Below are 22,937 nucleotides of genomic sequence, written 5' to 3'. Positions count from 1 at the left end.
GGCTCAGTGAGGTGCGTCGGTGACCATTCGGTTGCGACCGGCGCGCTTCGCCTGGAACATCAGTGCGTCGGCTCTGTCGAGAGTGTTGCGAAGACCTTCGTCCGGTCGCTGAAGTGTGTATCCGGCCGAGAACGTTACCCCCGAAGATGCGATCGCGGCTGCGAGAGCTTCGAGTGATCGAAGAGCGTCTCTACGATCGCAGTTACGCAGAGTGATCACGAATTCCTCTCCGCCCCAACGTGCCAGGAGTCCGTTGTCGCCGATGCAGCTGCGAGCAGTCGACACGAAGTCGCGGAGTAACGCGTCGCCGGCGGCGTGGCCGAAGTTGTCGTTGAACTGTTTGAAGTGATCCAGATCGAGAACCGCGACGACCGTGTCGACCGAATGGTCGTCTACGACGGACACCGCGTAGTCCGACCAGCCGCGACGGTTGAGTGCCCCGGTCAGTTGATCTGTTCGGGACGCACGCAGGATGCCGTCCTCGATCTCTTTTCGTTCGGTGATGTCCAGAACGGCAGCGAGTGTCCAGTCGGCGTCGGACGGGCCGACAAAAGGAACCAAGGTGAGCAGAACCCAGCGAATCTCGTCGTTCGGTCGAACGAAACGCACCTCGAGCTTCACGGACTTTCCAGCTGCCGTGCCCGCGGCCATCAGATCCTCGACGCTGCCATGGAGTGCAAGGTCGTCCGGGTGAGTGTGCACCGTTGCGGACCGACCTATCAGTTCGGAGGAGGACAGGCCGACGAGTTCGCAGTAGGCAGCGTTGACGTCGACGAACAATCCTTCGGCGTCGGAGAGAGCTTGCGCCACGGGGCTCGAGGCGAAGATGCGCCTGTACCGGTGTTCCTCCACGACGCAACGACCTGCTTTCTCCCCTTCCTTCAACGGGAGTCTAGTCGAGGTCGGGTCGATCCCAGAGCTGTCGCGACGTCGACGTACCACGGTGGATAACAAACTGGTACGAATGTACGACTTTCGGGAACCGATCGGTGTTGGTTGCCGTCGAAGAGGTGGGTAGCCGGCCGAACGATGGGGGTTTTCGATGATGACGAAGTGGCGAGATGTGACGAGCGCCGAGTGCCAACAAGATTTCGACGATCTGCTCGACGTCTGCGTCGAGATAGCCGCCGAACGCATCGGCGAGAACTGGGGACTCGACCCGGTAGCTGTCGTCAACCACGTCTCTCTCGGGCAGAGGATCCTTCCGGTGGAGGTGGATACGTCGTCCACCATGACGGTGTACGAGCAACTCGTCGGGCAGTTGCGGGCCGTCGCCGACGATGTGCGGTCGTACGCCATCGTGTCCGACGCGACCGCCGAGGGGGCGTCGGACACACATCTCGAGGTTCTTCTCGAACATCGCGAGTACGCGATGCAGATTCACGTCCCGTACGTGATCTCCGATGCGAAGACATTCGATCTCGGACCGATGAAAGTAGTTGTGGGACAGCAGCTTCTGTGGGGTTGAAGCGGTCACCCGCGGGTGTCGAGAGTCGGCGTCAACGCCCCGTCGATGACGATTCGGTCGCTCGTGACGATCGTCAGGTGTCGACGGAGGGCTTGGGCAACGATCATTCTGTCGAACGGATCCTGGTGGTCCCAGTCGAGCCGCCCGGCCGCCGACGCGTCTGCGGAGTCGACCGCAAGGTCGGTCGCGTTCATTCCCGTCAACACCTCGGTCCACGTCGACAGCAGGGTGCCCCCGTCGAATCGGCCGATCCGAGTCTTGATCGCAATCTCCCACGCCGAGGCGGCCGAGACCATCAACTCGTTTCCTTGATCGGCGAGGGTCTTGCGAACGTCCTCGGGCATCGCGTCCGGATCGGTGACGAGCCGCAGCAATGCATTGGTGTCGAGAAGGAATGACGTCACTCCGGCGACCCCCATGCGGCCAGTTCCGACGGGGGTAGCGGTTCGTCGAATGACTCCGGCACGACGAGATCTCGCAGATGGCCGAAGACGCGCGGTGTCGGTCGAGCGGGCGTCAGCACAGCAACCGGTCGACCGTGGTTGGTGATCGTGACCGAGATGCCAGTTTGCTCGACCTCGGCCAAGATCGCGTTGAGCCGCGTCTTGGCTTCTGTACTGGTGATCGTTTTCACCGCTACAGATTAGACCAGTACGACTGGTCCGAATAGTCTTTTCTCCGTGATCAGCCCTCTGTGGTTTGGCACTCTCGGCTGCCGAGTGCCAAAATGGAGGCACATTCTTGCTCGAAAGGAGTAGACAGTGACCGTCACCTCTTCCAACTTCAAAGCCGGTGAGTTGGACGAAAACACGCCGCCCAAGTGGTGGAATCGGCGCATCCGTACTCGCGCTCAGGTGACCGAAATTGCCGTGATGTTCGGCGCCCTGTCGATCGTCTCGTTCTGGGCCGCCGGGCTCGGTATCGCCGCAGGCCTGATTGCCGTCGCCGCGGCGCTGTGGGCCGACCGTACCCCCGACCTCGCCGGGGATCGCGCCGAACGCACCGAGGCGGCACTGGCCATCGGTACCGGAGTTCTCGGCATCGTCGTCGGTGTGGGCTTCCTTGCGATGGTGCTGTAGAGCGACTTCGTCGCACGTGCACGGAACTTCGTAGCCCTCTACGAATTTCTATGCACGACGACGGCGCCAGGAGTTCCCCGAGGCCGGTCGACCGAAGCATGGTCGACCGGTTTCGCCGTGTCGAAACAATTTCTTCAAGTATCTGCGACGGTCCGTTGCACTAACCAGTTTTATGTGTGACGCTGTGTTGCGTACACATTCTTCGTTCAGCTCGGACGCAGGCGGAAGGACCACCATGACTGCAGTCGACGACTCACGAACGCTCTACCGAGACACCTTGCATGCGCTGTCGACGGCATCGGTGCACCAACACTTCGACGCCTTCCTCGACATTCCGTGGGACGAGCCCGAGTACGCGATCGTTCCCAACGATCCGCGCTGGGTGCTGCCCGACGCCGACCCGCTCGGACACACCGACTGGTACAAGTCACTTCCCCTGGACCGGCAGATCCACATCGGTATGTATCGCCAGGCCAGCATGGTCAAGGTGGGATTGCAGTTCGAGCAGATCCTCATCAGCGGCCTCATGCAGTACGCGCTCACGCTGCCCAACAACTCACCGGAATTCCGCTACTCGACGCACGAGGCCACCGAAGAGTGCCACCACACCCAGATGTTCCAGGAACTGGTCAATCGCATCGGCATCGACGTGCCCGGCGGTCCCATCTGGTTCCGCAAGATCGTTCCGATGCTGACAGTGTTCGCCAGCCGCTCGGCACCGTTCGGATTCTTCGTCGGAGTACTCGCGGGAGAAGAGCCGATCGACCACATGCAGAAGGGCGTTCTGCGCGCCGGTGCCGTCGGCCATCCACTGGTCCAGCGCGTGATGCAGATTCACATCGCCGAGGAAGCCCGCCACATCGGCTTCGCGCATCAGTACCTGCGGTACAAGGCTCCTCGCCTCGGCCGCTTCGAAAAGGCATCGATCTCCATCCTGACTCCCGTCATCATGCGACTGCTGTGCGACGTCATCATGAAGCCGAGCAAGCAGATGCGACGCGAGCTCGACATCCCCGACGAGGTAGTGGACGCCGTCTGGTGGAACAGCGAACCGTCGCGAAAGGCATTGCGCGACACCTTCGGTGACGTCCGAATGCTTGCCGGCGAACTGGGATTGATGAACCGAGTCTCGAAGCGAGTGTGGCGCGCTCTCGGTATCGACGGACGGCCGTCGCGCTACCGCAGTGAGCCGTCGTTCGGCTGAGTTTCCTAGGCGGTATCGAGCGGGACGGTTTCGAGGGGGACCTGGGGAATCGCGATGCCGCGGGACGCCCCGAGTCCCTTGACCTGAAGCCAGATGGTGTCGGCCAGGAACGTCGCGAAATGGTCCAGGCCGGTGCGTGATTCGGTTTGCCCGCTCCAGCTGCGTACCGCGCCCATGCATCCGGAGACCAGTCCGGCCACCCACGGCCGCACCAGCGACCAGTCCTCGGGCGAGAGATCCGCGTGCACGATCGCAAGGAACGCGGCAACGCTCACTTCCAGCTGCTCGGCCAGCATCGCGTTGGTCTGTTCGAGGGGAGTGGGCGATTCGGCGCTGACGTCCTGCTCGACGAAACGCGTCCACGCTGGATGTTCGGCAACCCACCGCACGTAGGTGCTCACCACGCGGTGCACCACATCGCGAGGAGTACCGGTCAACTCGAACGAGGCGACCAGGGCGGCCGTCAGCTGTTCGCAGATGGCCCGCTGAATGGCGGTGTCCAAGTCGGTGCGATCCCGGAAATGACGGTAGAGCCCGGTGCGATGGACGCCGGCCTCGGCGGAGATCTGGGCGGTGGTGAGCCGCTCACCAGGAGCGATATCGCGGGCCAGCACCGTCATGGCGGCCTCGATGATGTGGCGTCGACGATCGGTGTTGTGCTGCTCCCAACGCCGCTTACGGCCATCGGACTTCGGGCGTGGGCCACCGTCACTCATGCTGCATGTTCTCACGTCCGCATCGGCCGAGGCCGTCAGTTGCTGCGTTTGCGCAGCGCGAACAGCACACCCGCCGCACCGACCACAGCCACGACCGCCCCGATCGTCCAGAGTGGGAAGCCGCTGTCGGTCTCTTCCACGGCGGTTGGGGTTGTTTCGGTTGTGGCCGGCGCTGCGGGTGCTGCCGACGTCGGGGACGATGGGGTGACTTGGAACGGAATGCTGCCGGTGATCGGATGCCCGTCGGCGGAGACCACTCGGTAGCCGATGGTGTACTCGCCGCCGGCGCCGAGCCCGTCCAGATCGACGGTCACCGTGCCGCCGTCGACGACTGGATCCGATGCGGCCCAATCCATTCCATCGGATCCAATGACGGTGACGGTGGCGAAGTTCTGGGAGACGGTCTGGTTGAACGTCAGGGTCACCTCGTCCGGCGCGGCGTCGAGCACGGAGTTCTCGGCAGGGTTGCTGGACTGCAGAGTTGCATGCGCAGCTGCCGGGGCGATCGACAGTGCCGTCGCGGTGAGAATGGCGGCTGCGATCACGGCCAGGCGTTTCATCGGGTGCTTTCTTGTTGTGATGCAGGGTTATTCGTGAGGGGGCTCGCCGGTCACCTTGTGATCGGCGAAGTTGAGGCCCTCACGCACGAGACGGGCGAGGTGACCGTCGGCCAGGCGGTAGATGACGTTGCGGCCGTCGCGTCGGGTCTCGACGAGTCCGGTGAATCGCAGCTTGGCCAGGTGCTGACTGACGGCGGTGCGCGAGGTTCCGGTGGCTGTGGTCAATGCGCTGACGTCCGCGGGGCCTCGGTCGAGTAGCCAGAGGATGTGCAGTCGGGTGGGGTCGGAGAGCATCCGGAAGGTGTCGCTGGCCGTGGCCAGGCGTGCGGAGTCCGGTTCGACGGCATGGTCGAGACTGATGCGCGGTTCCTTCTTCGGTGGCATCGAACGTCGTCTCCCTACGCGGAGGCGACCACCGACATTCGGGAGCGACTCCACAGGCGTGCTGCGGTCAGTGCCGCAAGTGTAGCCAAGCCCGTGAGCACCATCGCCGCGGTGAACAGTCCAAATCGGGCCCCGACCCATCCCGCAATCGGATAAGTGAGCAGAAACGCCGCGTGCGACAACGAGAACTGCGCCGTGAAGATGGACGTTCGGGTGCTCTCGTCGGATTCACGACGCAGAATCCGCGCCGACGGCGTATTGATCGTCGACGTCCCGACGCCCAGCACCGCCCACGTCGTGGCCAGTGCAACCCAGGCGGCCGACCCACCGTTCAGTGTGGCCACGAGTGTTGCTGCGGCGGTTCCGGTCACGGCTACCGCGGCCCCGGTGAGCATGAGGGTGTGATCGCTGATGGATCTGACGGCTCGCGGGATGAACAGTGCTGCCACCATCGAACCGGCACCGTAGAAGCCCAGAGCGATGGCCAGCTGGCTGCTCGATCCCCCGAACAGATCGCGGACGTAGACCACGGAGTTGGCCACCACGAGAGCTGTCGCTGCCGCGACTACCGTGTTCAACGCGAGCAGTCCCTGCAATTCGGGATTCCTGACGAACGTCGCGATACCGGTTGTCGGTCGTTGGATCTTGGTTGCGACCTGTCTCGGTAGCGCGGTGTTGACCACCAACACCGCGGAGACGACGAACCCCAGAGCTGTGCCGACGAACAGCGTGTGGAAGCCGATGACCGTCAACAAGGCAGCGGCGATCAGTGGGCTGACCAGTGATTCGAGGTCGTAGGCGAGTCGCGAGAGCGTCAACGCGCGGGTGTACTGCTGCGCGTCGGGCACCACGGACGGAATGACGGCCTGGAAGGTGGGAGTGAAAGTGGCGGACGCTGCCTGCAGAACGAAGATGAGTACGTAGACCTGCCACACCTGATCGACGAAGGGCAATGCCAGTGCGGTGAGCGCCCTGACGACGTCAGCGGTGACCAGTACGAGCCTGCGGGGGAGCGCGCCGGTCAGTGACGAAACAATCGGAGCGACAAACACATACGCGATCATCTTGATCGCGAGAGCAGTTCCGAGCACAGCGCCGGCGGCACTGCCCGCGATGTCGTAGGCGAGCAGCCCCAGCGCCACCGTCAACAGTCCGGTGCCGAGCAACGCGACGACCTGCGCGGTGAAGAGGCGTCGAAACGCGGGAATGTCGAGCAGCATGGCTTCAACATACACACGTGTGCGCAAGTGCGCACTCATTTGCTTTTGCTGATATGCACCCCTTTCAGGCGATATGCGTAGGTTTTAGGTAGCGTTCGTTGGTCGGCATCACAAATGAGGTGAGTCATGACCGTCACGCGCAACGCAACGAACGAGGTGATGCGTCGTGCCGTCGATCAGCTGCCGTCGATGATCGGCTACTGGGACAGCTCGCTCCGAAATGTCTTCGCGAACCGCGTCTATGCCGACTATTTCGGAATCGAACCGCAGGATCTGGTCGGTAAACACATCAGGGAGCTGCTCGGCGAGACGCTGTATCAGCTGAACCTGCCGTACATCACCGGCGTCCTCGCCGGTGAGCAGCAGCAGTTCGACCGCACGCTCATCGATGTCAGCGGTGCTGTGCGCGTCACTCAGGCCACCTACGTCCCCGATGTCGTCGACGGTGTGGTGCTCGGATTCACCGCGTTGGTCGTCGACGTCAGTGCCCGAGCCGACGTGGAACGCCAACGCGACCGCGCAGTGCGGTTGTTCCAGATCACTATGGAGAACGCCCCGATCGGCAAGGCCGTACTGACCGTGGACGGCCGCTGGCTGCAAGTGAACAAGGCGCTGTGCGAATTGTTGGGATACACCTCGGAAGAGCTGCAGCAGAAAACGTTTCGCGATCTCACCCACCCCGACGACATTCCCCTTGCAGACGAGCACCTACGAGCGTTGGCCGACGGAACTCTGACCAACGTCGCGTCGGAGAAGCGGTATCTCCGAAAAGACGGTGCCACCATCTGGGTGCAGCGCAACGCCACACTCGTCCGCGACAGCGAGGCCGGCGACGTCATCATCGCGCAGATTCAGGACATCACCGCACGCAAAGTCGCCGAGGTGACACTCGAACGCCAGGCGCTGATCGACGACCTCACCTTGCTGGGGAATCGTCGACGATTGATGGCCGAGCTGAACAGTCTCAAGGAAACTTCGAGCGACCGGCCGGTCGGAATGCTGTTCGTGGACATCGACGAATTCAAATCGATCAACGACCGATTCGGCCATGCAGTGGGCGATCGCGTACTCGCCGCCATCGGACGTCGCATTCTCGACAACGTGCGCACTCAGGACTGTGCCTGCCGCATCGGCGGTGATGAATTCGTCGCCCTGCTGCACTCCGCCAGATCTGCCAAGGGAGTCGAGCGACTGGCCAACCGGGTTCGTGGCCTCCTCGCCGGCCCCTACAACATCGACGGCACCGACATCGCGGTATCGGTGAGCGTCGGATGGAGTTGGGAACCGACCACAGACCCTGACGAGCTACTGCGCATCGCAGACGAACGAATGTACTCGTCCAAGCGCGCCTGAGATCGGGATCAATGTGGGTTTCAGTCGGTCAGAATGCAACAGAGTCGCATTGATTCACTGGATCGGGGTGGAGCAGGGCGAGGATGCGGGGTGCGGGGCCTTTCGTTCGCAAACGCGCGCGCACTTGTCAGACGCGAGGGGTTCAGGCCCGAATCGGACGCGATCTTGCGCGCGTGTGACAAACGCGCGAGCGTTTGCGGACGTGGTCACGACGTCAGATCGATCTCGGTACCTTCTCCGGTGGCGTGGGCGCGCTGGATGACCATCTCGGCTACGGCAAGATCCTCGAGTCCGATCCCGGTGGAGTCGAAGAGCGTGATCTCGGCGTCGGTGGATCGTCCGGTCTTCTGGCCGGTGATCACATCGCCGAGTTCGGTATCGAAGTGACTGTGGTCGACGGCCCCCTCGGCGATCGCCAGCAGCGCATCACCGGACTTGGACAGCGCTGTCGCAGTGCTGTCGACCACCACCCTCGAGCGCGCCATGGCCTCGCCGTCGACCTCGCGTTCGCCCGGGCGCGGCGCGGCTCCGACGACATTGAGGTGGGTGCCCGCGTCCAACCACTGCCCGAACAGAATCGGTTCGACGGAGGGAGTGAGCGTGCAGACGATGTCGGACTGTCTCACAACGTCTTCGACCGATACGGCGTGTTCGATCTTCAGGTCCAAGTCCGCGATGTTGTCGCGAAACCGTTCCACCGTGTCCGCGGATCGCGACCAGACGACGACGCTCTCGAGGTCGCGGATGCTGTACAGCGCACGGACGTGTTCGACGGCCAAGTTCCCTGCTCCGATCACGCCCACGACGGAGCTGTCGGCACGTGCGAGGTGCGCAGTGGCCACGGCACTGGCGGCGGCTGTGCGAATCGCCGTGATCGCCCGGCCGTCGAGTACCGCGACGCACTCTCCGGTGTGAGTCGATGTCACCAGCATGGTCGATCGCTGCCGGGGAAGTCCGCGTGCGCGGTTCCCCGGCAGGTCCGACAACACCTTCACCACCGCGAGCTCGGCGGTACCGGACTGCGCTGCCATCGGGATGATCCGACCGTCCTCGGCGGCGTTCATCGACGACGGAGCCGGATTCTGAGCGGTGCCCGTGGACAGCTCGCTCAGGGCGCGCTCGACTGCACCGAACACTGCCGTCCGGTCGAGCAGCGATGAGATCTCCGAGTGACGCAGTACCAGTGACATGGTCAGCCGACCGTCGTCAGCTCGGCTGCGTCGACCACGCGAGAGGTGACCAGGTCTGCGAACGCCGGTGCGGAGCGAACCATGCCTTCCTCCCGCAGGATTCGCATCCAGCGGTCGCTGGCATCACCGTCGATACGAACGGTGTCCCAGGTCTGCGACTGCTGAATTCTGGTGCATGCGGCAGAGAGCGTCGGCATTGCAATGTTCGGCCAGTGCTCGGCAAGTAGCGGCTGGAGCTCGGTTACCGGGGTGGCCTTGACGGTCGCCATCGCGGCGTCGAGACCCGTCGCGAACTTCACGAGACGCTCTTCGAGTTCCTCGAAACGATCTGTGCGGCAGTAGTACACGCTGTTCGGTCCGAGTCCGCCGACCTCGGCGTATTCGACGACGATGTGGCCGGTGCCGCGATCGGACATGATCTGAGCGGTGGTGATGTCGAGAATGATCGCATCACCCAGGCCGTCCTCGAACAGCTCGACGAACATCGGCGTCGACCCCCAGACCGAGGCACCGAACATGATCGCAACACTCGCTCCGGCCGATCACTTCCGCAGTGACGGATCGATCGCCACCGAGCGACTGAGTTCGGCAGGCAAGCCGACTCCGCTGACAACGGTGGCGATCATGAACGACGACGGTGGGCTGGTCGAGCGCGGAGAGCGTGGTGAGATCGTCGTTCGCGGTCCCCTCGTGATGCAGGGCTATCACGAGAATCCCTACGCCACGGCCGAAGTCGGTGCACACGGGTGGCATCACACCGGAGACATCGGGTACCTCGACGACGACGGCTACCTGTACGTGGTCGACCGTGCCAAGGACATGATCATCACGGGCGGGTTCAACGTCTACTCGGCCGAGGTGGAACAGGCCCTGTTGTCGCATCCGTCGGTGAAGGAATGCGCCGTCGTCGGACTGCCCGACGAGAAGTGGGGCGAACGCGTCACCGCGGCAGTCCTGTTACGACCCGGCCGTGACGCGTCCGACGAAGATCTGATCACGCACGTGAGGGCACTGATCGGAAGCATCAAGGCACCCAAACAGATTCAGATCTGGACCGACCTTCCCCGCTCGAAAGTGGGAAAGATCCTCAAGACCGAAATACGCAGCATCATGTCTCACTCATCATCGAAGGGAAGCGCACCATGACCGAGTTCGAGGGCAAGCGAGTATTCGTGACCGGATCCGGAGCCGGCATCGGAAAAGCCATCTCCCAGATGTTCATCGAGCGCGGTGCTCGTGTCGTCGTCAGCGACATCGACGAAGGCGCAGCAGCGAAGACAGCCGAGGAGATCGGTGCCGCCGGCATCGCGAACTGCGATGTGTCGGAAGAGAGTCAGGTGCAGACTGCGGTGGCGCAGGCCGTGGAAATCCTCGGTGGACTCGACATCGTCGTCAACAATGCGGGAATCGAAGTGTCGTCGCCGCTGCTCCAACAGTCGACGGAGAGCTTCGACAAGATCTACTCCGTCAACGTCAAGGGCACGTTCCTGGTGATGAAGGCCGCGATCGGTGCACTGGTCGAGTCGAAGGGAAACATCGTCAACATCGCATCGCTCGCCGGGGTGGGCGGCACCGCATTGCTCGGGTCCTACTGTGCCACAAAGGCTGCAGTCATCCAGCTCACGCGCGTCGCTGCCATCGAGATGCGCGCATCGGGAGTGCGGGTGAACGCCGTCTGCCCCGGATTCGCCGATACCGCAATGGTCGATCGATTGGTTCCGGACTTCGAGGCCGCCACCCAGATCCCGTTCGGTGACCTCGTTGCCGCCAAGCAGGGACGGCTGGGAACACCGGAGGACATCGCGGAAGTGACGTTGTTCCTCGCCTCCGACCGGGCGTCGTGGATCACCGGAAGCCACTACATTCTGGACGGAGGCCTGTCGGCGTCGCTGGTCTAAGTCCTAGGGTTCCCCGTCGTCATCCCAGGGCGACGGGGAGCAACCCTCGAGGCGTCTCAGATGCGATGTTTGCCAGTGCACTGCGCAGCTTCGGATATCGGAACTCGAAACCACTGCCCGTCAACACTTGTGGATCCACCCAGCGACTCTTCAAGACCAACTCGGCCTCGGTGCGAATGACCCGTGCACCGAATTGAAGCAGCCATGCCGGTGTCGGTAGACCGTGACTGCGGCCGAGAGCACTCCGGACCTGCTGCATCATTTGCTCGTTGGTCACCGGGAATGGTGTGGCGACGTTGACCGGCCCGGAGATGTCCGTTTGGTCGTAGAGGTGATCGAGGGCACGAGCGACATCGGCGACATGTACCCAACTGAACTTCTGGCCGCCATCGCCCATCTTTCCGCCGAGCCCTACTCTGGCCAGGTCGATGATGGGGTTGATGGCCCCTCCGCCTGCGCCCAGCACGATCGACATACGAAGCGCCACTTTGCGAACGGCCACATCGGCGTCGAACAGCTCACGCTCCCAAGCGCGGGCGACCTCGACGGAGAATCCCGACCCGATGTCGCCGGACCGTTCGTCCATCGGCCTGTCACGAGAATCGCGATAGATGGTGCCGGTGCTGGCGTTGACCCACAACTCAGGTGTGGTCTTCACGTCGGCCAGTGCTCGGCCGAGGTGGGCCGTCGTCTGGATGCGCGATGACATGATCTCGTCCGCGTTCGTCTTGTTGTAGCGACAGCTCACCGAGCGGCCTGCAAGATTGACGACCAGATCGGAACCGTCGAGCACATCGACGAGGCTGCGATGATCGGACCACGTTGCATCGCTGGATGTTCCGCGGCCGACGGTCCTGACGCGAATGCCGCGATCATCGTAATAGCGACGCAGATACCGGCCGATGTAACCGGAGGCACCGCACAGGACGACGGTCGATGGTGAATCACTCATTGTTCGAGCCCTTCTGGGGACGTCATTCGTTTCAACAGGCCGGCCACGTCGGTGACCAACCCCCGCGCCACCGGGAGACGAGCGAGGCGTACGGCTTTGGCCACCACCGGCACGAGCCCGTCGACCAACGTGCGGGTGCGCGCCTGGTTGTCCGAAGAATCGGTGACCCAATGGAGGGTGACACCCATGTAGATCATCCAGAGCAGCTGTGGCAGAGCATCCTTCAGAGATGCTGGGACCTTCTGTTTCGACGTCTCCAAGGTGGTTCGCATGAGGTCGATGGCCATGGACCTGGCGTCGGACGATTCCTCCGAGAACGGACTGGAACTGGACCGGGTGGGCAACGCCAACTGCAGGAAGGATCCACCGAACGCGTGATACGGCTCCATCACGTCCAACCCGGAATGCAGAACGGCAGCAAGGTTTTCGGACAGTGATCCGCCGTCCACGAGGACGTGGAGCGCACGCTCTCGATGTTCGCGCTGAATCACCATGTACAACTCGTTGACCAGTTCGTCCTTGCCGGCGAAGTAGTAGTACGCATTCCCGAGAGAGACGCCGGCTTCGTCGGCGATTCGACGCATCGTGGTTGCTTGAAACCCTTCCTCGCGAAAGAGGCGTAGAGCTACCTCGACCACCTTGTCGCGAGTCTCGGACGTGCGAGCCATCGATTCACCTCAATTCTGAACGTGTTCAAACTTGACCGTAGACCTTTGTTTGAACATGTTCAAGATCCTGGTTCGACGGAAAATCTCGCCCCGATGGGCCCGACCGAGGAGAATGTCTTCATGCTGTCGCAGGAGAGGACGTACACCGAGTTTCCCTCGCCCGTCGAGGGGATTCGGTGCAGCTGGCAGCGTCGATCGCACGCGGGGGACAGGCCGTTGATCGTTCCTGACGGATGTGTGGATCTGATCTGGTTTTCCGACGGGCGACTGGAGGTGGCGGGTCCGGATACCGCAGCTCGACGAGCCGTCACCATTGCTCCGGTAGAGATGGTCGGCGTGCGTCTCGCTCCTGCCGTAGCTCGAAGGGTCAGCGCGATTCCGATCGGCGAACTGTGCGATCAGCAACCGCATGTCGCGGAGTTGGGAGCGTCGTTGATGGAGGTTGCTCATGCCCTCACGGGTCACGATGCGAACGGTGCGATGCCTGCGCGGCGAAAGCTCCTCGCCGACCTGACTGTTCGTGCCATGAAGCCTGCTGGAGACGGGCTGGTCCTGGCCGCGGTCCGGGTACTCGAGGCGCGGCCGGGTATGAAAGTCGTCGATCTCGCCGACGGCTTGGGAGTAGGTGTCCGGCAGCTTCATCGGAAGTTCGTCGACGAGGTCGGCTACGGTCCGAAGATCCTCGCCCGAGTGATGCGGGTCGGTCGGCTCGTCGACGTTGCTGCCACCGTTCCCGACCTGGCATCACTCTCGTATGTCGCAGGCTTTGCGAGTCAGGCGCACATGAGCGACGAGGTACGTGCACTCACCACACTGACACCTGTCCGATTTCTGGAAGAACGCCGCGGCCCGTCATACGTAGGGTCGCTGCTATGAATCGAGAGATCGTTGTGGCAAGTCGGCACGTCAGCCAAGTTATCGGGCGTACCCCCGACCAGGTCTACGAGTTCGCAGCGAATCCTGCGAACTTGCCGAGATGGGCGGCAGGACTGGCGAACAGCCCCGTGACCATCGACGGCGATCGGCTCCTCGTCGATTCACCCATGGGACAAGTAACCGTCCGTTTCGTGCCACACAACGACCTCGGCGTCCTCGACCATGACGTCACCCTGCCGTCAGGGACCGTCGTGAACAATCCTGTCCGGGTGCTGAGCCATCCGAATGGCGCGGAGATTCTGTTCACGGTGCGTCAAATCGAACTCAGCGACGAAGAATTCGAGCGCGATCTGGAAATGGTGGCCGAAGACCTGAGAAGACTGAAGGAACTGTTGGAGGCTCAATCCTCTTGATCCGGCGCGTACGCGCTCTACGCCGGCTGACTACACAACGCTGGCGCCAAGTCGATTCGCCACGAGGCTGCTGTGTGCGTCGATGCAGGGCTCGCCCTAACCCGCTCCGAGGATCGCACCCGCTACTGTTGCTCCCGTGAGGTGGTAGCTCGCGGTGACAACTCCGAAGACGAATGGTTGCGGAGTATGGGGCGTCAGCGCGTTGGTCAATGATGCTGCAGCGGAGGCCAATCCCACACCCAGTCCGACGAGCACGCCCGTTGCCACGGCGTCCGCGTCGATGGCGTCGAGAACGAGAGAGATCACGATGGTTGTCACCGCCGAGCAACAGAGCGGAACCACGTAGTAGGACAACGGGAATCGGCCTCCCGTCTGCGCCCGATCGTGCCCGATCGAACGATCCCATGCGCGCCCGAACAGGGGACCGAACCACAGCGCGCCGAGGGCGTAGTACACAACCGCCGCTACGGCTACTCCCAGCCAATTCACGACATTGCCCTTCGGCCCGGTTGAGTCGCTCGGTCGACAACGGTCCAAGAATTGGTGGTCATGACGTGATCGTCTCGAGACTGGAGGCCGGTTGTATTGCAGAATTGCGACATGGAAGAAAGGCAGGTCGCGTCCAAGCCTATCGACGTTCACGAACGATCCGGCGTCATGGCTCCCTCGCTTCTTCGTCGCTTCGATGCAACCTGGCACGAGCCGGCTGCAGAGGTTCGAGATGTCGTCGACGCGTACTGGAGTGTGCGATGGGAATTGGCCGCGGACGAAACCATCGAGCAGCGAGTCCTCGAGTTTCCGGCAGTCACGATCAGTGTGGAGACCGGTGCAGTGCCTGCGCCGTTCATGCTCACCAATGTTCAGCGCAGGGCGTGGTCCCGGACGATCGAAGGTCGAGGCTTCGTGTTCGCCGTCCGGCTGCGTCCAGCTGGACTGGCTGTCGTGTCCAGCCTCGATCCCACGAGACTTCCAGCGACGCAACCGATCACGAGAGAACTCGATGACCGTCTCTTCGGCATGCTCGGCACCGTCTCCGGGCAGGACTCGGCTGCCGACCATGCTCTACGGGCAGATTCGGTGATCACCGAGATGCTGGCGAAACGAGCACTCACTCCCGAACACCGTCTCGCGAACGCCGCAGTCGACGCATTGGCACAGGGGGCCGGCAGGGAATCCGGGCAATCCGTGGCAGAAATGCTCGGGGTCAGTGAACGTGCCGTGCAGAGGGCACTGCGATCGACACTCGGGATGGGCCCCAAAGCAGTCGCCCGACGGGTTCGACTACAGGAAGTGCTGCAACGACTCTCGCTCCCCGATGCCGACGCTGCCCACATTGCCGCGGACCTCGGCTACGTCGATCAAGCCCATCTGATCAACGACTTCCGCGGCGTCGCCGGAATTACGCCGGGCGCGTACCTTCGTGAACTCGCTGCACTTGCCCGCGACTGAGAGAGGTCCTGCCGAAAGTCCTCTGCGCGTCGAGACTTCGGCCTCCGTTACCGTGTCGCGTACCGATTACTCTGAATCGATCGGCGCGCCGGCGTCCAGAGGTGACCGAAGCTGTGTATTGGAGTACTCGCTGCACTGCGCGCATCGGGTGAGCAGATCATGTGTGCAGTCGATGACATGCGCGAGAAAGCGCTCGGCATTATCGAGTTGGGCTCGATGCCGTCGTATTCGAGCCAGATGTTCTGCGATGACTGCGGTTCGTTCCTGCTCGTCTCGATGAAGTATCAGGCGAACATCGGCCAAGCTGATCCCCACGCCCTGACACGCCCGCAACACCCGCAGCCGTCGAACATGTTCCTCGCTGTAGTCGCGGTGGCCCGACGGTAGGCGTTCGGGCACAACAACACCGGCGTCATCCCAATGCCTGAGGACATGGGTCGGAACGTCGAGCTCCCGTGCAACCTCGCCGATCTTCACCCGCCGATGCTCTCACATTGACTTCAGGTCGACCTGAAGTTTTAAGGTCATCGCCATGACGACCGACAGATTCGATCTACCGGAGGCCATCTTCGTGTCCGTGGGCGGCGACAAGGTAGCGACCTACGAGCTGACCCCCGAGGTGGACGCGCCATCCGCTGCCGTCGTGTTCTGCCATGGAACTCCCTGGTCGGCGCAGGTCTGGGCGCAGGCCGCTCGCCGCCTCAGCGATGGGAATCGGGTCTACCTGTGGGACATGCCCGGGTACGGCCACTCCGCGCGGGGACCTCAGGTGCGGACCGACCTGGCCACACAGATGTCACGGCTTGCGATGTTGTTCGACTACTGGAAGCTGGAGCGGCCCTTCGTCGTTGCGCACGATATCGGCGGCGCGGTCGCCCTGGGAGCCCACCTGATACACGGACGCGACTACGACAGTTTGTTCTTGTGGGATGTGGTGACCCTGGACCCGTGGGGGTCCGAATTCTTCCGGCTCGTCGCAGAGAACAGTGACGTCTTCGCCGCGCTGCCGGCTCCTCTGCATGCAGCGCTTGTCTCCGAATACATTGCAGGAGCATCACATCAGCAGCTGGACCGAGACATCGTGGCGATGTTGACCGAACCCTGGATATCCGACGAGGGTCAGCCTGCGTTCTACCGACAGATCGCCGAACTGCGGCCCGAGCACACGCGACCGATCGTCGACGCACTTCCCCGAGTCCGCTGCGACACATCGATTGGATGGGGCGAACAGGACCCCTGGATTCCCGTCGAGCAGGCATATCGACTGCGGCAGTTGTTGCCGGGACGATCGCAAGTGATCACCCTTCCGGGTGTGGGGCACCTGAGTCCGCTCGAAGCTCCATCACTCGTCCAACAGGCCTTGGATGTGTGGCTGGGAACTTCCGAGCAACTGTTGTAGCTGTGCTTGGTGGATACTGGGTCCCGTGGTGCTGAGACGAATGGGAACGTCCCTTATGGGAGGCAAGGGAGCCCAGTGGGTTCGCGAGCTGAACGAGCGACACCCTTGGAGTCACAACGACTACTTTCACAGCTGGATTCTGGCGAATCTGCCGGACCGGCGTAGCCTTGCGCTCGATATGGGCTGCGGTCGGGGTGGCCTGGTGCGAGCCTTGGCTCCTCATTTCGATCTTGTCGTCGGGGCCGATGCCGATGGGGAGATGCGCCGAATCGCAGAGGTAACTTCTGCCGCTGTGGACAACGTGTCCATCACCGATCGCCAACTCGACTCCTGGCCAGACGATTCGATCGATCTCGTGACCATGGTGGCAGTGCTGCATCACCTCGACATGGACGACGCACTACGCCACGTCGGACGGATTCTCGCGCCCAACGGTCGCCTGCTCGTCGTGGGGCTGGCACCACCGCGAAGCGCACGAGATCTGTTGTGGGATGCCGCCTCGATCGTGACCAATCCCCTGATCGGATTTCTGCACCGACCATGGCCGAGTCCGGTGACAGCACCGCCACCGCCCTTCCCGGTCAAGGATCCGGTGCTGAGCTTCGACGAGATTGGACACATAGTCGACAAGTGGCTACCGGGTGCGATCATGCAACACCGCATAGGTTTCCGTCACACAATCGAGTGGACGAAGCCTGAACTGGGTAGGTGACTATTGGTCGGGCAGCTCAGTCAGGCCTTCCGGCGCGTGTGAGTCGGAATCCGCAGCGGAACAGAATGAAGCCGAACGCGGCACCGGCAACGGGGTTGGTTCATTTCCGATGACATGTTGTCGAATCGCACGAGCAAGGAGTCAGCGACTCTCCACGAGATCGCCTATGGGCGTGGATCGGCCGGTTCGATCGATCCACACCGCGACACCATCGACGAGTTGAGGGGCCATCACGCCGCCCTCGTCGCCCCATGGCCAAGCGGTGTGGGCGCGCGCAACCTGCAGTTGAACCAGGTCTGCCATCGATACCAGTACGCTCTCGACGTCGTCGTCGAAATACGCCCCGGTTCCATTACCGCCGAGGCCATCCGGCTTTCGTCCCTCCACGGTGACGGCACTCTCGAGCCACACCGCGCCGCCGTCCGGGTCGTGCATGGCTGCGAAGTCGATGTGCACGATGCGAGAGCCATAGTGACGTACGTGCAGATCGTGACCCAGTCGATCGAGTGCAATCAACCACGGAGCGGGCAACGTGGACGACGCAACCTCGACCCCGTGCTGTGGCGTCCAACTACCGGTCAGAACGCGCTCACGGTGTTCGTACAGCAGATGGTGCATCGTCCGAGTATGTCAGTACATCCATCGCCGATTCGTCGATCCCATCATGGCCCCGGAGTAAGTGGGTGCGGCGTGAACGCGGTGAAGGGATGTACGTAGTCGGGGCGTGCTGCAGTCGATATCCGCGAAACCAGACTCTCTGCTCTGAGCAGAATTGCCGACCCGTCATGGAATCGAGGCCTAGGCTCCGATCATGGGAGAGGTCATACGAATCGATGAACGTCGAGCAGCCCGCGCCGTGGAACCGTTGTGGCGTGAGGTGGTCGGCCGCCGGTTGCGCGAGCGCAGACATGCCCGCGGCGACACTCTGGCCGACACCGCTGCCCGCGCAGGAATTGCACCGCAATACCTTTCGGAGCTCGAACGCGGCCGCAAGGATCCGTCGAGCGAAATCCTCGCGGCCGTCGTCGGTGCACTGGGCACGTCGATGGCGGAGATATCAGGCCTGGCGCATCACGACTTGTCACGCGGTGACGCGACGTTGATGGCGGCCTGACGCCCTTCGAGTACCTGATCGACGACGCCATACTCACGGGCAGCCGGTGCCGTCAACACCAGATCGCGGTCCGTGTCGTGTCGAAGCTTGGCCGCGTCACGTCCAGTGTGTTTGGCGAGGATCGACTCCATCTCGGACCGCACTCGAACGATCTCGTCGGCGGCGAGAATGAGGTCGGGGATGGTGCCTCGTCCCTGTGCGGCGGGTTGATGCAATACCACCCTGCTGTGGGTCAGCGCCGAACGGCGCCCCGGTGCTCCAGCCGCTAGCAGCACAGCTCCTGCCGCAACGGCTTGTCCCACACATGTTGTGGCGACGGGTGATCCGATGAACTGCATGGTGTCGTAGATGGCGAGCATGGCAGCGGTGTCTCCGCCCTCGCAGTTGATGTACATCGAGATTTCCTGGTCGGGAGAGTCGGCCTCCAAGTGCAGTAGCTGTGCGATCATCGCGTTGGCGACTCCAGCGTCGATACCGGTACCGAGGTAGACGATGCGCTCGCTGAGCAAGTGCGAATAGACATCGACGACGCGTTCGCCGCGCGAATCTCGCGTGATGACATTGGGGATCGTGTACGTACTCATCGCGCCAACTCCATTCCGAACGACACCCGTCGCGCGGGCATGACCTGATCGAACGAGTCGACGATCGCGTCGACGAATCCGTACTCGCGGGCAGCCTCCGCGGTGAACCAGCGATCGTGCAGAGAGTCGTCGAAAATCTGCTCGCGTGTTTGCCCGGTGTCGTCGGCGATGAGACCGAGCACCGTATCCCGGGTATGCCGCAGATCGTTGGCCTGTACTTCCACTTCGACAGCCGACCCACCGATGCCGGCGGATCCCTGATGCATCAGTATTCGCGAATGCGGTAGCGCATAGCGCTTTCCGCGCGTGCCCGACGACAGTAGGAATTGGCCGGCGCTGCAGGCCAATCCGAGCGCAAGCGTAGACACGTCGCACGGGACGAGTCGCATCACGTCGCGGATGGCGAGCATTGCAGGAACCGACCCTCCCGGTGAGTGAATCCAGAGGGCGATGTCGGCCGAGGAATTCTCGGCCGCCAACGTCAGCAGATGAGTGGTGAGTACGGTGCCGTTGTCGTCGTCGAGGGCGCCGTCGAGCACGAGAACCCGATGACGGAGAAGTTGGTTGCGGAGTTCGGGCGGGAACATTCGAGGCGATTCGCTCATGATTCGAGTGTGAATCCGAATTCGACTGCACGCCATCAAATCTGCTGTGGGCAGCGAGTCTGCTCACAGCTTCGTCGTGCCCGGAGGGACAATGGTGTGATGACTGCACTCGAATTCTCCGAATCCGTTGTCGTTGCTGCGTCGGTCGACGACGTGTACGCCGTTGTCTCCGACGTCACCCGAACGGGCGAATGGAGCCCGATCTGCCAGGAGTGCTGGTGGAACGAACCCGACGGCGGTGGCGTCGGATCGACGTTCACCGGCCGGAACGTGGTGCCGGGTCGCACGTGGGAGACCGTGTCGACGGTTGCTGCAGCCGAACCCGGCCATGAATTCGCGTGGGTGGTGGGCGACAACTTCGTTCGCTGGGGCTATACCCTCGAAACCGTGGATGGCGGAACACGACTGACCGAGAACTGGAACTTCCTGCCCGACGGCATCGCCTTCTTCCACAGCAAGTTCGGCGAGGACGCGCAGAAGGAGATCGACACCCGTAGCCAGGCGGCACTCGACGGCATCCCTCGCACCCTGGCCGCAATCAAGCGAATCGTGGAAGCCGAAGCCTGATTACTGTCGGCCAGGTGCGCTGACTGTCCACTATTCGGAGCCGATGACGGAATCCCGCGTCTCGACGCGAATTGTGGACACTGAGCGCACCTGTGACCGATAGCCTGTCCGCATGGCAGCAACGGCTCTGCGGATGTCCACGGTCCTCGAATCGCGGGGCCCGGCGGCGGCCATTGTGCTCACTGACGAGCAGGTCGCGTCCCTCGGTTCCACCAAAACGCCACCAGTTCGGTTCACGATCGGTGGTCAGACGGTGCGCGGACGCATCGGCCGAATGGGTGGCGAGAATTTGCTCGGACTCAACAAGAGCGTTCGCGCCACACTCGGCGTCGAGGCCGGCGACACCGTCGACGTGACGATCGAGCTGGACGACCAACCGCAGGTGATCGAGGTTCCGCCGGCGCTGGCGACAGCCTTGGACGCGGATCCGACTCTCCGAGCAGCGTTCGATGCGCTGGCACCGTCGACGCGAAAGGAACACGCAAGGTCCGTCGCCGACGCGAAACGCGACGACACTCGCGAGCGGCGCGTCACGGCAATCGTCCAGTCCCTCCGGCTCTGAGTGCTGCCGGCCCTGGGACATCGCAAACGCGTGCGCATTCGTCAGGTGCGCGCGATTCCGCCATTGACCAGGTGACCAATTCGCGAGCGTCTCGCGAACGCGCGCGTTTGCGATGGCCGTCGGGGCTCACACCACCGCAGCGGGCGTGCTCGACGCGGCGGCCGGCGTCGGGGTGTTCTCCGACGACAGGCGAGTGAGGATCTTGACCGCCGAGGTGATGTCGGACAGTGACCGGGTGAACGGAATGCGCTGACGATCGTCGAAGGCGTACCCCGTTCCGAATCTCAGTCCGGGGGCCAGCAGTAGTCCCTGCGACTGGGCGTCGGCAACGAGATGGCTGGATCGCATGCCGTCGGGTAGGGAACACCACAGTGCCAGACCGCCGTCGGAAACTCGAAAGTGCCAGCCCGGCAGATGATCACGCAGCAATGCGACGGTGTGATCGCGGGCCGTTCTCGACGCCTCCGCGCGGACTCGCCGTACCTCGTCGTATTTACCCAACAACTCGATGGCCGCCAGTTGATCGATGATCGAGACCGAAAGCTGGCGTCGCGCATAGGTTGCGGAGACCCGCGCCAACAGACCGGCTTCGGCGCGAACCCACCCGACTCGCAACCCGCCCCACACCGTCTTGCTCGTCGACCCGACGGTCACCGTCGCCACGTCCGGAGTGGCGGCTCCGAAGGGTTCGATATCCGGTGAACCGTCGAGACACAGATCGGCTGCCACCTCGTCGACGATGGTCAGTACGCCGTGGCGGTGCATTGTGGCGGACAGCTGTCGGCGGGTGTTCAGGGGGAGTCGCGCACCCGACGGATTGGAGAAGTCGGGCATGAAATACGCCAACGTCGGTGCACTCTGCCGCGCGGACCTGTCTGCCGCAGCCACGAACTCGTCGGTGTTGTCCGGATCGATGGGCACCGGGATGCAACGACCGCCGAGGGAGTGGACGAGTTCGACGACGCCCGGATACGTCGGGTGCTCCACCAATACGCGGGCCCCGGGCTCGGTGAACGTCGCCAACACAGCGTGGATGGCGTCGGTGGCACCGGAGGTGACGAGGATGTTGTCGGCGGTGGTCGGCACTCCGCGCCCTCGGTAGTACGCGGCGATGGACTCTCGGAGCTCGAACAGACCGGACGGAGCGTACCCGCCCAAGGTGAAACGGTCTCGAATCTTCTCTGCCGCAACACCGTACGCGTCGGACAACAGCGGCGATGCCGACGGGGAGGCGTTGACGAATTCCAGATTCGCAGTCTCTCGGTCGCCGGCCAGTGAACCCCAGGACGGCAAAGACCCCGTCGGCGAGACGTAGGTACCCGAACCTCGCTGGGCGCTGATCCACCCACCCTCGCGCAGATGCCGGTACGCCGATGCGACCGTCACCCGACTGACGTCCAAGCTGATCGACAACGCCCGCTCGGCAGGCAGACGCGTCTGCGCCGACACCTCACCGTTCTCGATCAGTCGCCGCAACTCGTCGGCGATCTCGAGGTAGAGCGGACCACCGGATCGGTTCCGCAACGTCGATGGGTCGATCCGGGCGGCCAGATCCGGGGCCGTGATGGCGGAGGCGTCGAACGAGTCCATGCATGCCACTCTCGCACACTGGACTGCACTATTTGGAGTAAAAGCAGTCCATTCTGGTCACATGATCGCAATTGGAGCTGTATTGGTCCTGTCCATGGTGGGCGCAGGGTGGTCTGTGGTCGCTCTGCACGAGGGCGGAAGAAGCGGGCCTGCCGGGCCGCCGCGGAGTCGTGTTCAGTCCGACTGACGCGGCCGTGTCTCAGCAAACGCGCGCGCATTCGTCACACGCGTTCGATTTCGCATCCGATTCGGGCCTAGATCGCGCGCACCTGGCAAACGCGCGCGCATTTGCCAGGTCACCCTCTTTGCCAAGCTTCTGGTGAGTCATTCGAGAAGCTATGGAGGGTTACTGCATGTTGAGTGCTGAGTTCACA

Annotated in this window: 30 protein-coding genes and 1 pseudogene; 14 read left to right on the top strand and 17 right to left on the bottom strand. The window is 62.8% G+C overall.

All coding sequences use genetic code 11. The features are described from left to right. Positions 1–3 precede the first annotated feature (3 nt). A complete protein-coding gene (locus R3P93_RS23675) occupies positions 4–1,137 on the bottom strand; it encodes a GGDEF domain-containing protein (RefSeq protein ID WP_317534295.1) in 1,134 nt (377 codons plus the stop codon). On the opposite strand from R3P93_RS23675, the gene R3P93_RS23670 reads away from it, so the two are divergent. Then, positions 1,043–1,468: a hypothetical protein gene (locus R3P93_RS23670; RefSeq protein WP_317534311.1), complete on the top strand. Its 426-nt coding sequence runs from the start codon at positions 1,043–1,045 to the stop codon at positions 1,466–1,468. The genes R3P93_RS23675 and R3P93_RS23670 overlap by 95 nt on opposite strands. Before the next feature lie 5 nt (positions 1,469–1,473). Here the strand turns inward: R3P93_RS23670 and R3P93_RS23665 are convergent, their stop codons facing one another. Both R3P93_RS23665 and R3P93_RS23660 read right to left on the bottom strand, forming a co-directional pair. Beyond that, positions 1,474–1,872, bottom strand: coding sequence for a type II toxin-antitoxin system VapC family toxin (locus tag R3P93_RS23665; protein WP_317534294.1), 399 nt, complete (start codon positions 1,870–1,872; stop codon positions 1,474–1,476). Further along, a complete protein-coding gene (locus R3P93_RS23660; protein WP_317534293.1) occupies positions 1,869–2,102 on the bottom strand; it encodes a type II toxin-antitoxin system Phd/YefM family antitoxin in 234 nt (77 codons plus the stop codon). Before R3P93_RS23660 ends, R3P93_RS23665 begins: the two co-directional genes overlap by 4 nt. 127 nt (positions 2,103–2,229) lie before the next feature. Here R3P93_RS23660 and R3P93_RS23655 point away from each other — a divergent pair, with 127 nt between their 5' ends. Continuing rightward, positions 2,230–2,547, top strand: coding sequence for a hypothetical protein (locus R3P93_RS23655; protein ID WP_317534292.1), 318 nt, complete (start codon positions 2,230–2,232; stop codon positions 2,545–2,547). Between the two features lie 235 nt (positions 2,548–2,782). Further along, positions 2,783–3,751, top strand: a complete 969-nt coding sequence (locus tag R3P93_RS23650; protein WP_317534291.1) for an AurF N-oxygenase family protein — start codon at positions 2,783–2,785, stop codon at positions 3,749–3,751. A gap of 5 nt (positions 3,752–3,756) precedes the next feature. On the opposite strand, the gene R3P93_RS23645 is transcribed toward R3P93_RS23650, so the two are convergent. The 4 genes from R3P93_RS23645 to R3P93_RS23630 are packed head-to-tail and all read right to left on the bottom strand — an operon-like array spanning position 3,757 to position 6,631. Then, a complete protein-coding gene (locus R3P93_RS23645) occupies positions 3,757–4,467 on the bottom strand; it encodes a TetR/AcrR family transcriptional regulator (protein WP_317534290.1) in 711 nt (236 codons plus the stop codon). Between the two features lie 35 nt (positions 4,468–4,502). Further along, entirely contained in the window at positions 4,503–5,027 is a 525-nt protein-coding gene (locus R3P93_RS23640; protein WP_317534289.1) for a copper resistance CopC family protein, read from the bottom strand. Positions 5,028–5,054: 27 nt separating this feature from the next. Then, positions 5,055–5,411 carry an ArsR/SmtB family transcription factor gene (locus R3P93_RS23635; RefSeq protein WP_032396178.1) on the bottom strand — a complete coding sequence of 119 codons (357 nt, stop codon included), beginning with the start codon at positions 5,409–5,411 and terminating at the stop codon, positions 5,055–5,057. Positions 5,412–5,425: 14 nt separating this feature from the next. Continuing rightward, positions 5,426–6,631 (bottom strand): MFS transporter, encoded by a 1,206-nt coding sequence (locus R3P93_RS23630; protein ID WP_317534288.1) that lies wholly within the window; start codon positions 6,629–6,631, stop codon positions 5,426–5,428. Between the two features lie 126 nt (positions 6,632–6,757). Between R3P93_RS23630 and R3P93_RS23625 the strand changes: the two genes are divergently transcribed. Further along, positions 6,758–7,984, top strand: coding sequence for a diguanylate cyclase (locus R3P93_RS23625; RefSeq protein WP_317534287.1), 1,227 nt, complete (start codon positions 6,758–6,760; stop codon positions 7,982–7,984). 206 nt (positions 7,985–8,190) lie between these two features. On the opposite strand, the gene R3P93_RS23620 is transcribed toward R3P93_RS23625, so the two are convergent. After that, positions 8,191–9,174: an ornithine cyclodeaminase family protein gene (locus R3P93_RS23620; RefSeq protein WP_317534286.1), complete on the bottom strand. Its 984-nt coding sequence runs from the start codon at positions 9,172–9,174 to the stop codon at positions 8,191–8,193. A 2-nt stretch (positions 9,175–9,176) separates the two neighbouring features. Then, positions 9,177–9,692: a hypothetical protein gene (locus R3P93_RS23615; protein WP_317534310.1), complete on the bottom strand. Its 516-nt coding sequence runs from the start codon at positions 9,690–9,692 to the stop codon at positions 9,177–9,179. On the opposite strand from R3P93_RS23615, the pseudogene R3P93_RS23610 reads away from it, so the two are divergent. Then, positions 9,673–10,320: pseudogene (locus R3P93_RS23610) on the top strand (AMP-binding enzyme); the annotation flags it as partial. The gene R3P93_RS23615 and the pseudogene R3P93_RS23610 overlap by 20 nt on opposite strands. Next, the gene (locus tag R3P93_RS23605) at positions 10,317–11,072 is read left to right on the top strand and encodes an SDR family NAD(P)-dependent oxidoreductase (RefSeq protein ID WP_317534285.1); all 756 of its coding nucleotides are present in this window, start codon (positions 10,317–10,319) and stop codon (positions 11,070–11,072) included. The pseudogene R3P93_RS23610 and the gene R3P93_RS23605, both read left to right, overlap by 4 nt. Before the next feature lie 19 nt (positions 11,073–11,091). On the opposite strand, the gene R3P93_RS23600 is transcribed toward R3P93_RS23605, so the two are convergent. Further along, positions 11,092–12,024, bottom strand: a complete 933-nt coding sequence (locus tag R3P93_RS23600; protein WP_317534284.1) for a TIGR01777 family oxidoreductase — start codon at positions 12,022–12,024, stop codon at positions 11,092–11,094. Then, entirely contained in the window at positions 12,021–12,692 is a 672-nt protein-coding gene (locus R3P93_RS23595) for a TetR/AcrR family transcriptional regulator (RefSeq protein ID WP_317534283.1), read from the bottom strand. Before R3P93_RS23595 ends, R3P93_RS23600 begins: the two co-directional genes overlap by 4 nt. Positions 12,693–12,785: 93 nt before the next feature. Between R3P93_RS23595 and R3P93_RS23590 the strand changes: the two genes are divergently transcribed. Both R3P93_RS23590 and R3P93_RS23585 read left to right on the top strand, forming a co-directional pair. After that, positions 12,786–13,568: a helix-turn-helix domain-containing protein gene (locus R3P93_RS23590; protein WP_317534282.1), complete on the top strand. Its 783-nt coding sequence runs from the start codon at positions 12,786–12,788 to the stop codon at positions 13,566–13,568. Further along, positions 13,565–13,981 (top strand): SRPBCC family protein, encoded by a 417-nt coding sequence (locus tag R3P93_RS23585; protein WP_394855352.1) that lies wholly within the window; start codon positions 13,565–13,567, stop codon positions 13,979–13,981. Before R3P93_RS23590 ends, R3P93_RS23585 begins: the two co-directional genes overlap by 4 nt. A 96-nt stretch (positions 13,982–14,077) precedes the next feature. On the opposite strand, the gene R3P93_RS23580 is transcribed toward R3P93_RS23585, so the two are convergent. Further along, positions 14,078–14,470 carry a DUF1761 domain-containing protein gene (locus R3P93_RS23580; protein WP_317534281.1) on the bottom strand — a complete coding sequence of 131 codons (393 nt, stop codon included), beginning with the start codon at positions 14,468–14,470 and terminating at the stop codon, positions 14,078–14,080. Positions 14,471–14,581: 111 nt separating this feature from the next. Between R3P93_RS23580 and R3P93_RS23575 the strand changes: the two genes are divergently transcribed. Then, a complete protein-coding gene (locus R3P93_RS23575) occupies positions 14,582–15,430 on the top strand; it encodes a helix-turn-helix transcriptional regulator (protein WP_317534280.1) in 849 nt (282 codons plus the stop codon). A 66-nt stretch (positions 15,431–15,496) separates the two neighbouring features. Here R3P93_RS23575 and R3P93_RS23570 read toward each other — a convergent pair whose 3' ends face one another. Further along, positions 15,497–15,907: a MerR family transcriptional regulator gene (locus R3P93_RS23570; RefSeq protein ID WP_317534279.1), complete on the bottom strand. Its 411-nt coding sequence runs from the start codon at positions 15,905–15,907 to the stop codon at positions 15,497–15,499. 55 nt (positions 15,908–15,962) lie between these two features. On the opposite strand from R3P93_RS23570, the gene R3P93_RS23565 reads away from it, so the two are divergent. Together R3P93_RS23565 and R3P93_RS23560 are read left to right on the top strand one after the other, a co-directional pair. Further along, entirely contained in the window at positions 15,963–16,829 is an 867-nt protein-coding gene (locus tag R3P93_RS23565) for an alpha/beta fold hydrolase (protein ID WP_317534278.1), read from the top strand. 40 nt (positions 16,830–16,869) lie between these two features. Then, a complete protein-coding gene (locus R3P93_RS23560) occupies positions 16,870–17,541 on the top strand; it encodes a class I SAM-dependent methyltransferase (RefSeq protein WP_317534277.1) in 672 nt (223 codons plus the stop codon). A gap of 141 nt (positions 17,542–17,682) precedes the next feature. Here R3P93_RS23560 and R3P93_RS23555 read toward each other — a convergent pair whose 3' ends face one another. Next, positions 17,683–18,159: a hypothetical protein gene (locus R3P93_RS23555; RefSeq protein ID WP_317534276.1), complete on the bottom strand. Its 477-nt coding sequence runs from the start codon at positions 18,157–18,159 to the stop codon at positions 17,683–17,685. 193 nt (positions 18,160–18,352) lie between these two features. On the opposite strand from R3P93_RS23555, the gene R3P93_RS23550 reads away from it, so the two are divergent. Further along, positions 18,353–18,655, top strand: coding sequence for a helix-turn-helix domain-containing protein (locus R3P93_RS23550; protein ID WP_032396143.1), 303 nt, complete (start codon positions 18,353–18,355; stop codon positions 18,653–18,655). Here the strand turns inward: R3P93_RS23550 and R3P93_RS23545 are convergent. Both R3P93_RS23545 and R3P93_RS23540 read right to left on the bottom strand, forming a co-directional pair. Next, on the bottom strand, positions 18,613–19,239 hold the full coding sequence (locus tag R3P93_RS23545; RefSeq protein WP_317534275.1) for a ClpP family protease: 627 nt from the start codon (positions 19,237–19,239) through the stop codon (positions 18,613–18,615). The genes R3P93_RS23550 and R3P93_RS23545 overlap by 43 nt on opposite strands. After that, the gene (locus tag R3P93_RS23540; protein WP_121871106.1) at positions 19,236–19,844 is read right to left on the bottom strand and encodes a ClpP family protease; all 609 of its coding nucleotides are present in this window, start codon (positions 19,842–19,844) and stop codon (positions 19,236–19,238) included. The genes R3P93_RS23545 and R3P93_RS23540 overlap by 4 nt, the downstream gene beginning before the upstream one ends. Before the next feature lie 99 nt (positions 19,845–19,943). Between R3P93_RS23540 and R3P93_RS23535 the strand changes: the two genes are divergently transcribed. Both R3P93_RS23535 and R3P93_RS23530 read left to right on the top strand, forming a co-directional pair. Beyond that, positions 19,944–20,411, top strand: a complete 468-nt coding sequence (locus R3P93_RS23535) for an SRPBCC family protein (RefSeq protein WP_317534274.1) — start codon at positions 19,944–19,946, stop codon at positions 20,409–20,411. Between the two features lie 112 nt (positions 20,412–20,523). After that, the gene (locus R3P93_RS23530) at positions 20,524–20,973 is read left to right on the top strand and encodes a YdeI/OmpD-associated family protein (RefSeq protein ID WP_269596451.1); all 450 of its coding nucleotides are present in this window, start codon (positions 20,524–20,526) and stop codon (positions 20,971–20,973) included. Positions 20,974–21,099: 126 nt separating this feature from the next. Here R3P93_RS23530 and R3P93_RS23525 read toward each other — a convergent pair whose 3' ends face one another. After that, a complete protein-coding gene (locus R3P93_RS23525) occupies positions 21,100–22,563 on the bottom strand; it encodes an aminotransferase-like domain-containing protein (protein ID WP_317534273.1) in 1,464 nt (487 codons plus the stop codon). Positions 22,564–22,937 lie beyond the last annotated feature (374 nt).

This window comes from Rhodococcus cerastii, assembly GCF_033042195.1.
Classification (GTDB): domain Bacteria; phylum Actinomycetota; class Actinomycetes; order Mycobacteriales; family Mycobacteriaceae; genus Rhodococcoides.
This window is presented reverse-complemented; position numbering and strand designations above follow the sequence as displayed.

Bases quoted from the DNA above. Each gene is read 5' to 3' on its own strand.
- R3P93_RS23535 (WP_317534274.1), top strand. From the start codon at position 19,944: ATGACTGCACTCGAATTCTCCGAATCCGTTGTCGTTGCTGCGTCGGTC.
- R3P93_RS23525 (WP_317534273.1), bottom strand. From the start codon at position 22,563: ATGGACTCGTTCGACGCCTCCGCCATCACGGCCCCGGATCTGGCCGCC.
- R3P93_RS23555 (WP_317534276.1), bottom strand. From the start codon at position 18,159: ATGCACCATCTGCTGTACGAACACCGTGAGCGCGTTCTGACCGGTAGT.
- R3P93_RS23675 (WP_317534295.1), bottom strand. From the start codon at position 1,137: ATGCGTTCGGCGGCTATCTCGACGCAGACGTCGAGCAGATCGTCGAAA.
- R3P93_RS23545 (WP_317534275.1), bottom strand. From the start codon at position 19,239: ATGAGTACGTACACGATCCCCAATGTCATCACGCGAGATTCGCGCGGC.
- R3P93_RS23600 (WP_317534284.1), bottom strand. From the start codon at position 12,024: ATGAGTGATTCACCATCGACCGTCGTCCTGTGCGGTGCCTCCGGTTAC.
- R3P93_RS23560 (WP_317534277.1), top strand. From the start codon at position 16,870: ATGGGAACGTCCCTTATGGGAGGCAAGGGAGCCCAGTGGGTTCGCGAG.
- R3P93_RS23575 (WP_317534280.1), top strand. From the start codon at position 14,582: ATGGAAGAAAGGCAGGTCGCGTCCAAGCCTATCGACGTTCACGAACGA.
- R3P93_RS23595 (WP_317534283.1), bottom strand. From the start codon at position 12,692: ATGGCTCGCACGTCCGAGACTCGCGACAAGGTGGTCGAGGTAGCTCTA.
- R3P93_RS23585 (WP_394855352.1), top strand. From the start codon at position 13,565: ATGAATCGAGAGATCGTTGTGGCAAGTCGGCACGTCAGCCAAGTTATC.
- R3P93_RS23670 (WP_317534311.1), top strand. From the start codon at position 1,043: ATGATGACGAAGTGGCGAGATGTGACGAGCGCCGAGTGCCAACAAGAT.
- R3P93_RS23630 (WP_317534288.1), bottom strand. From the start codon at position 6,631: ATGCTGCTCGACATTCCCGCGTTTCGACGCCTCTTCACCGCGCAGGTC.
- R3P93_RS23605 (WP_317534285.1), top strand. From the start codon at position 10,317: ATGACCGAGTTCGAGGGCAAGCGAGTATTCGTGACCGGATCCGGAGCC.
- R3P93_RS23645 (WP_317534290.1), bottom strand. From the start codon at position 4,467: ATGAGTGACGGTGGCCCACGCCCGAAGTCCGATGGCCGTAAGCGGCGT.
- R3P93_RS23565 (WP_317534278.1), top strand. From the start codon at position 15,963: ATGACGACCGACAGATTCGATCTACCGGAGGCCATCTTCGTGTCCGTG.
- R3P93_RS23625 (WP_317534287.1), top strand. From the start codon at position 6,758: ATGACCGTCACGCGCAACGCAACGAACGAGGTGATGCGTCGTGCCGTC.
- R3P93_RS23615 (WP_317534310.1), bottom strand. From the start codon at position 9,692: ATGTTCGGTGCCTCGGTCTGGGGGTCGACGCCGATGTTCGTCGAGCTG.
- R3P93_RS23635 (WP_032396178.1), bottom strand. From the start codon at position 5,411: ATGCCACCGAAGAAGGAACCGCGCATCAGTCTCGACCATGCCGTCGAA.
- R3P93_RS23530 (WP_269596451.1), top strand. From the start codon at position 20,524: ATGGCAGCAACGGCTCTGCGGATGTCCACGGTCCTCGAATCGCGGGGC.
- R3P93_RS23590 (WP_317534282.1), top strand. From the start codon at position 12,786: ATGGGCCCGACCGAGGAGAATGTCTTCATGCTGTCGCAGGAGAGGACG.
- R3P93_RS23540 (WP_121871106.1), bottom strand. From the start codon at position 19,844: ATGAGCGAATCGCCTCGAATGTTCCCGCCCGAACTCCGCAACCAACTT.
- R3P93_RS23550 (WP_032396143.1), top strand. From the start codon at position 18,353: ATGGGAGAGGTCATACGAATCGATGAACGTCGAGCAGCCCGCGCCGTG.
- R3P93_RS23640 (WP_317534289.1), bottom strand. From the start codon at position 5,027: ATGAAACGCCTGGCCGTGATCGCAGCCGCCATTCTCACCGCGACGGCA.
- R3P93_RS23650 (WP_317534291.1), top strand. From the start codon at position 2,783: ATGACTGCAGTCGACGACTCACGAACGCTCTACCGAGACACCTTGCAT.
- R3P93_RS23620 (WP_317534286.1), bottom strand. From the start codon at position 9,174: ATGTCACTGGTACTGCGTCACTCGGAGATCTCATCGCTGCTCGACCGG.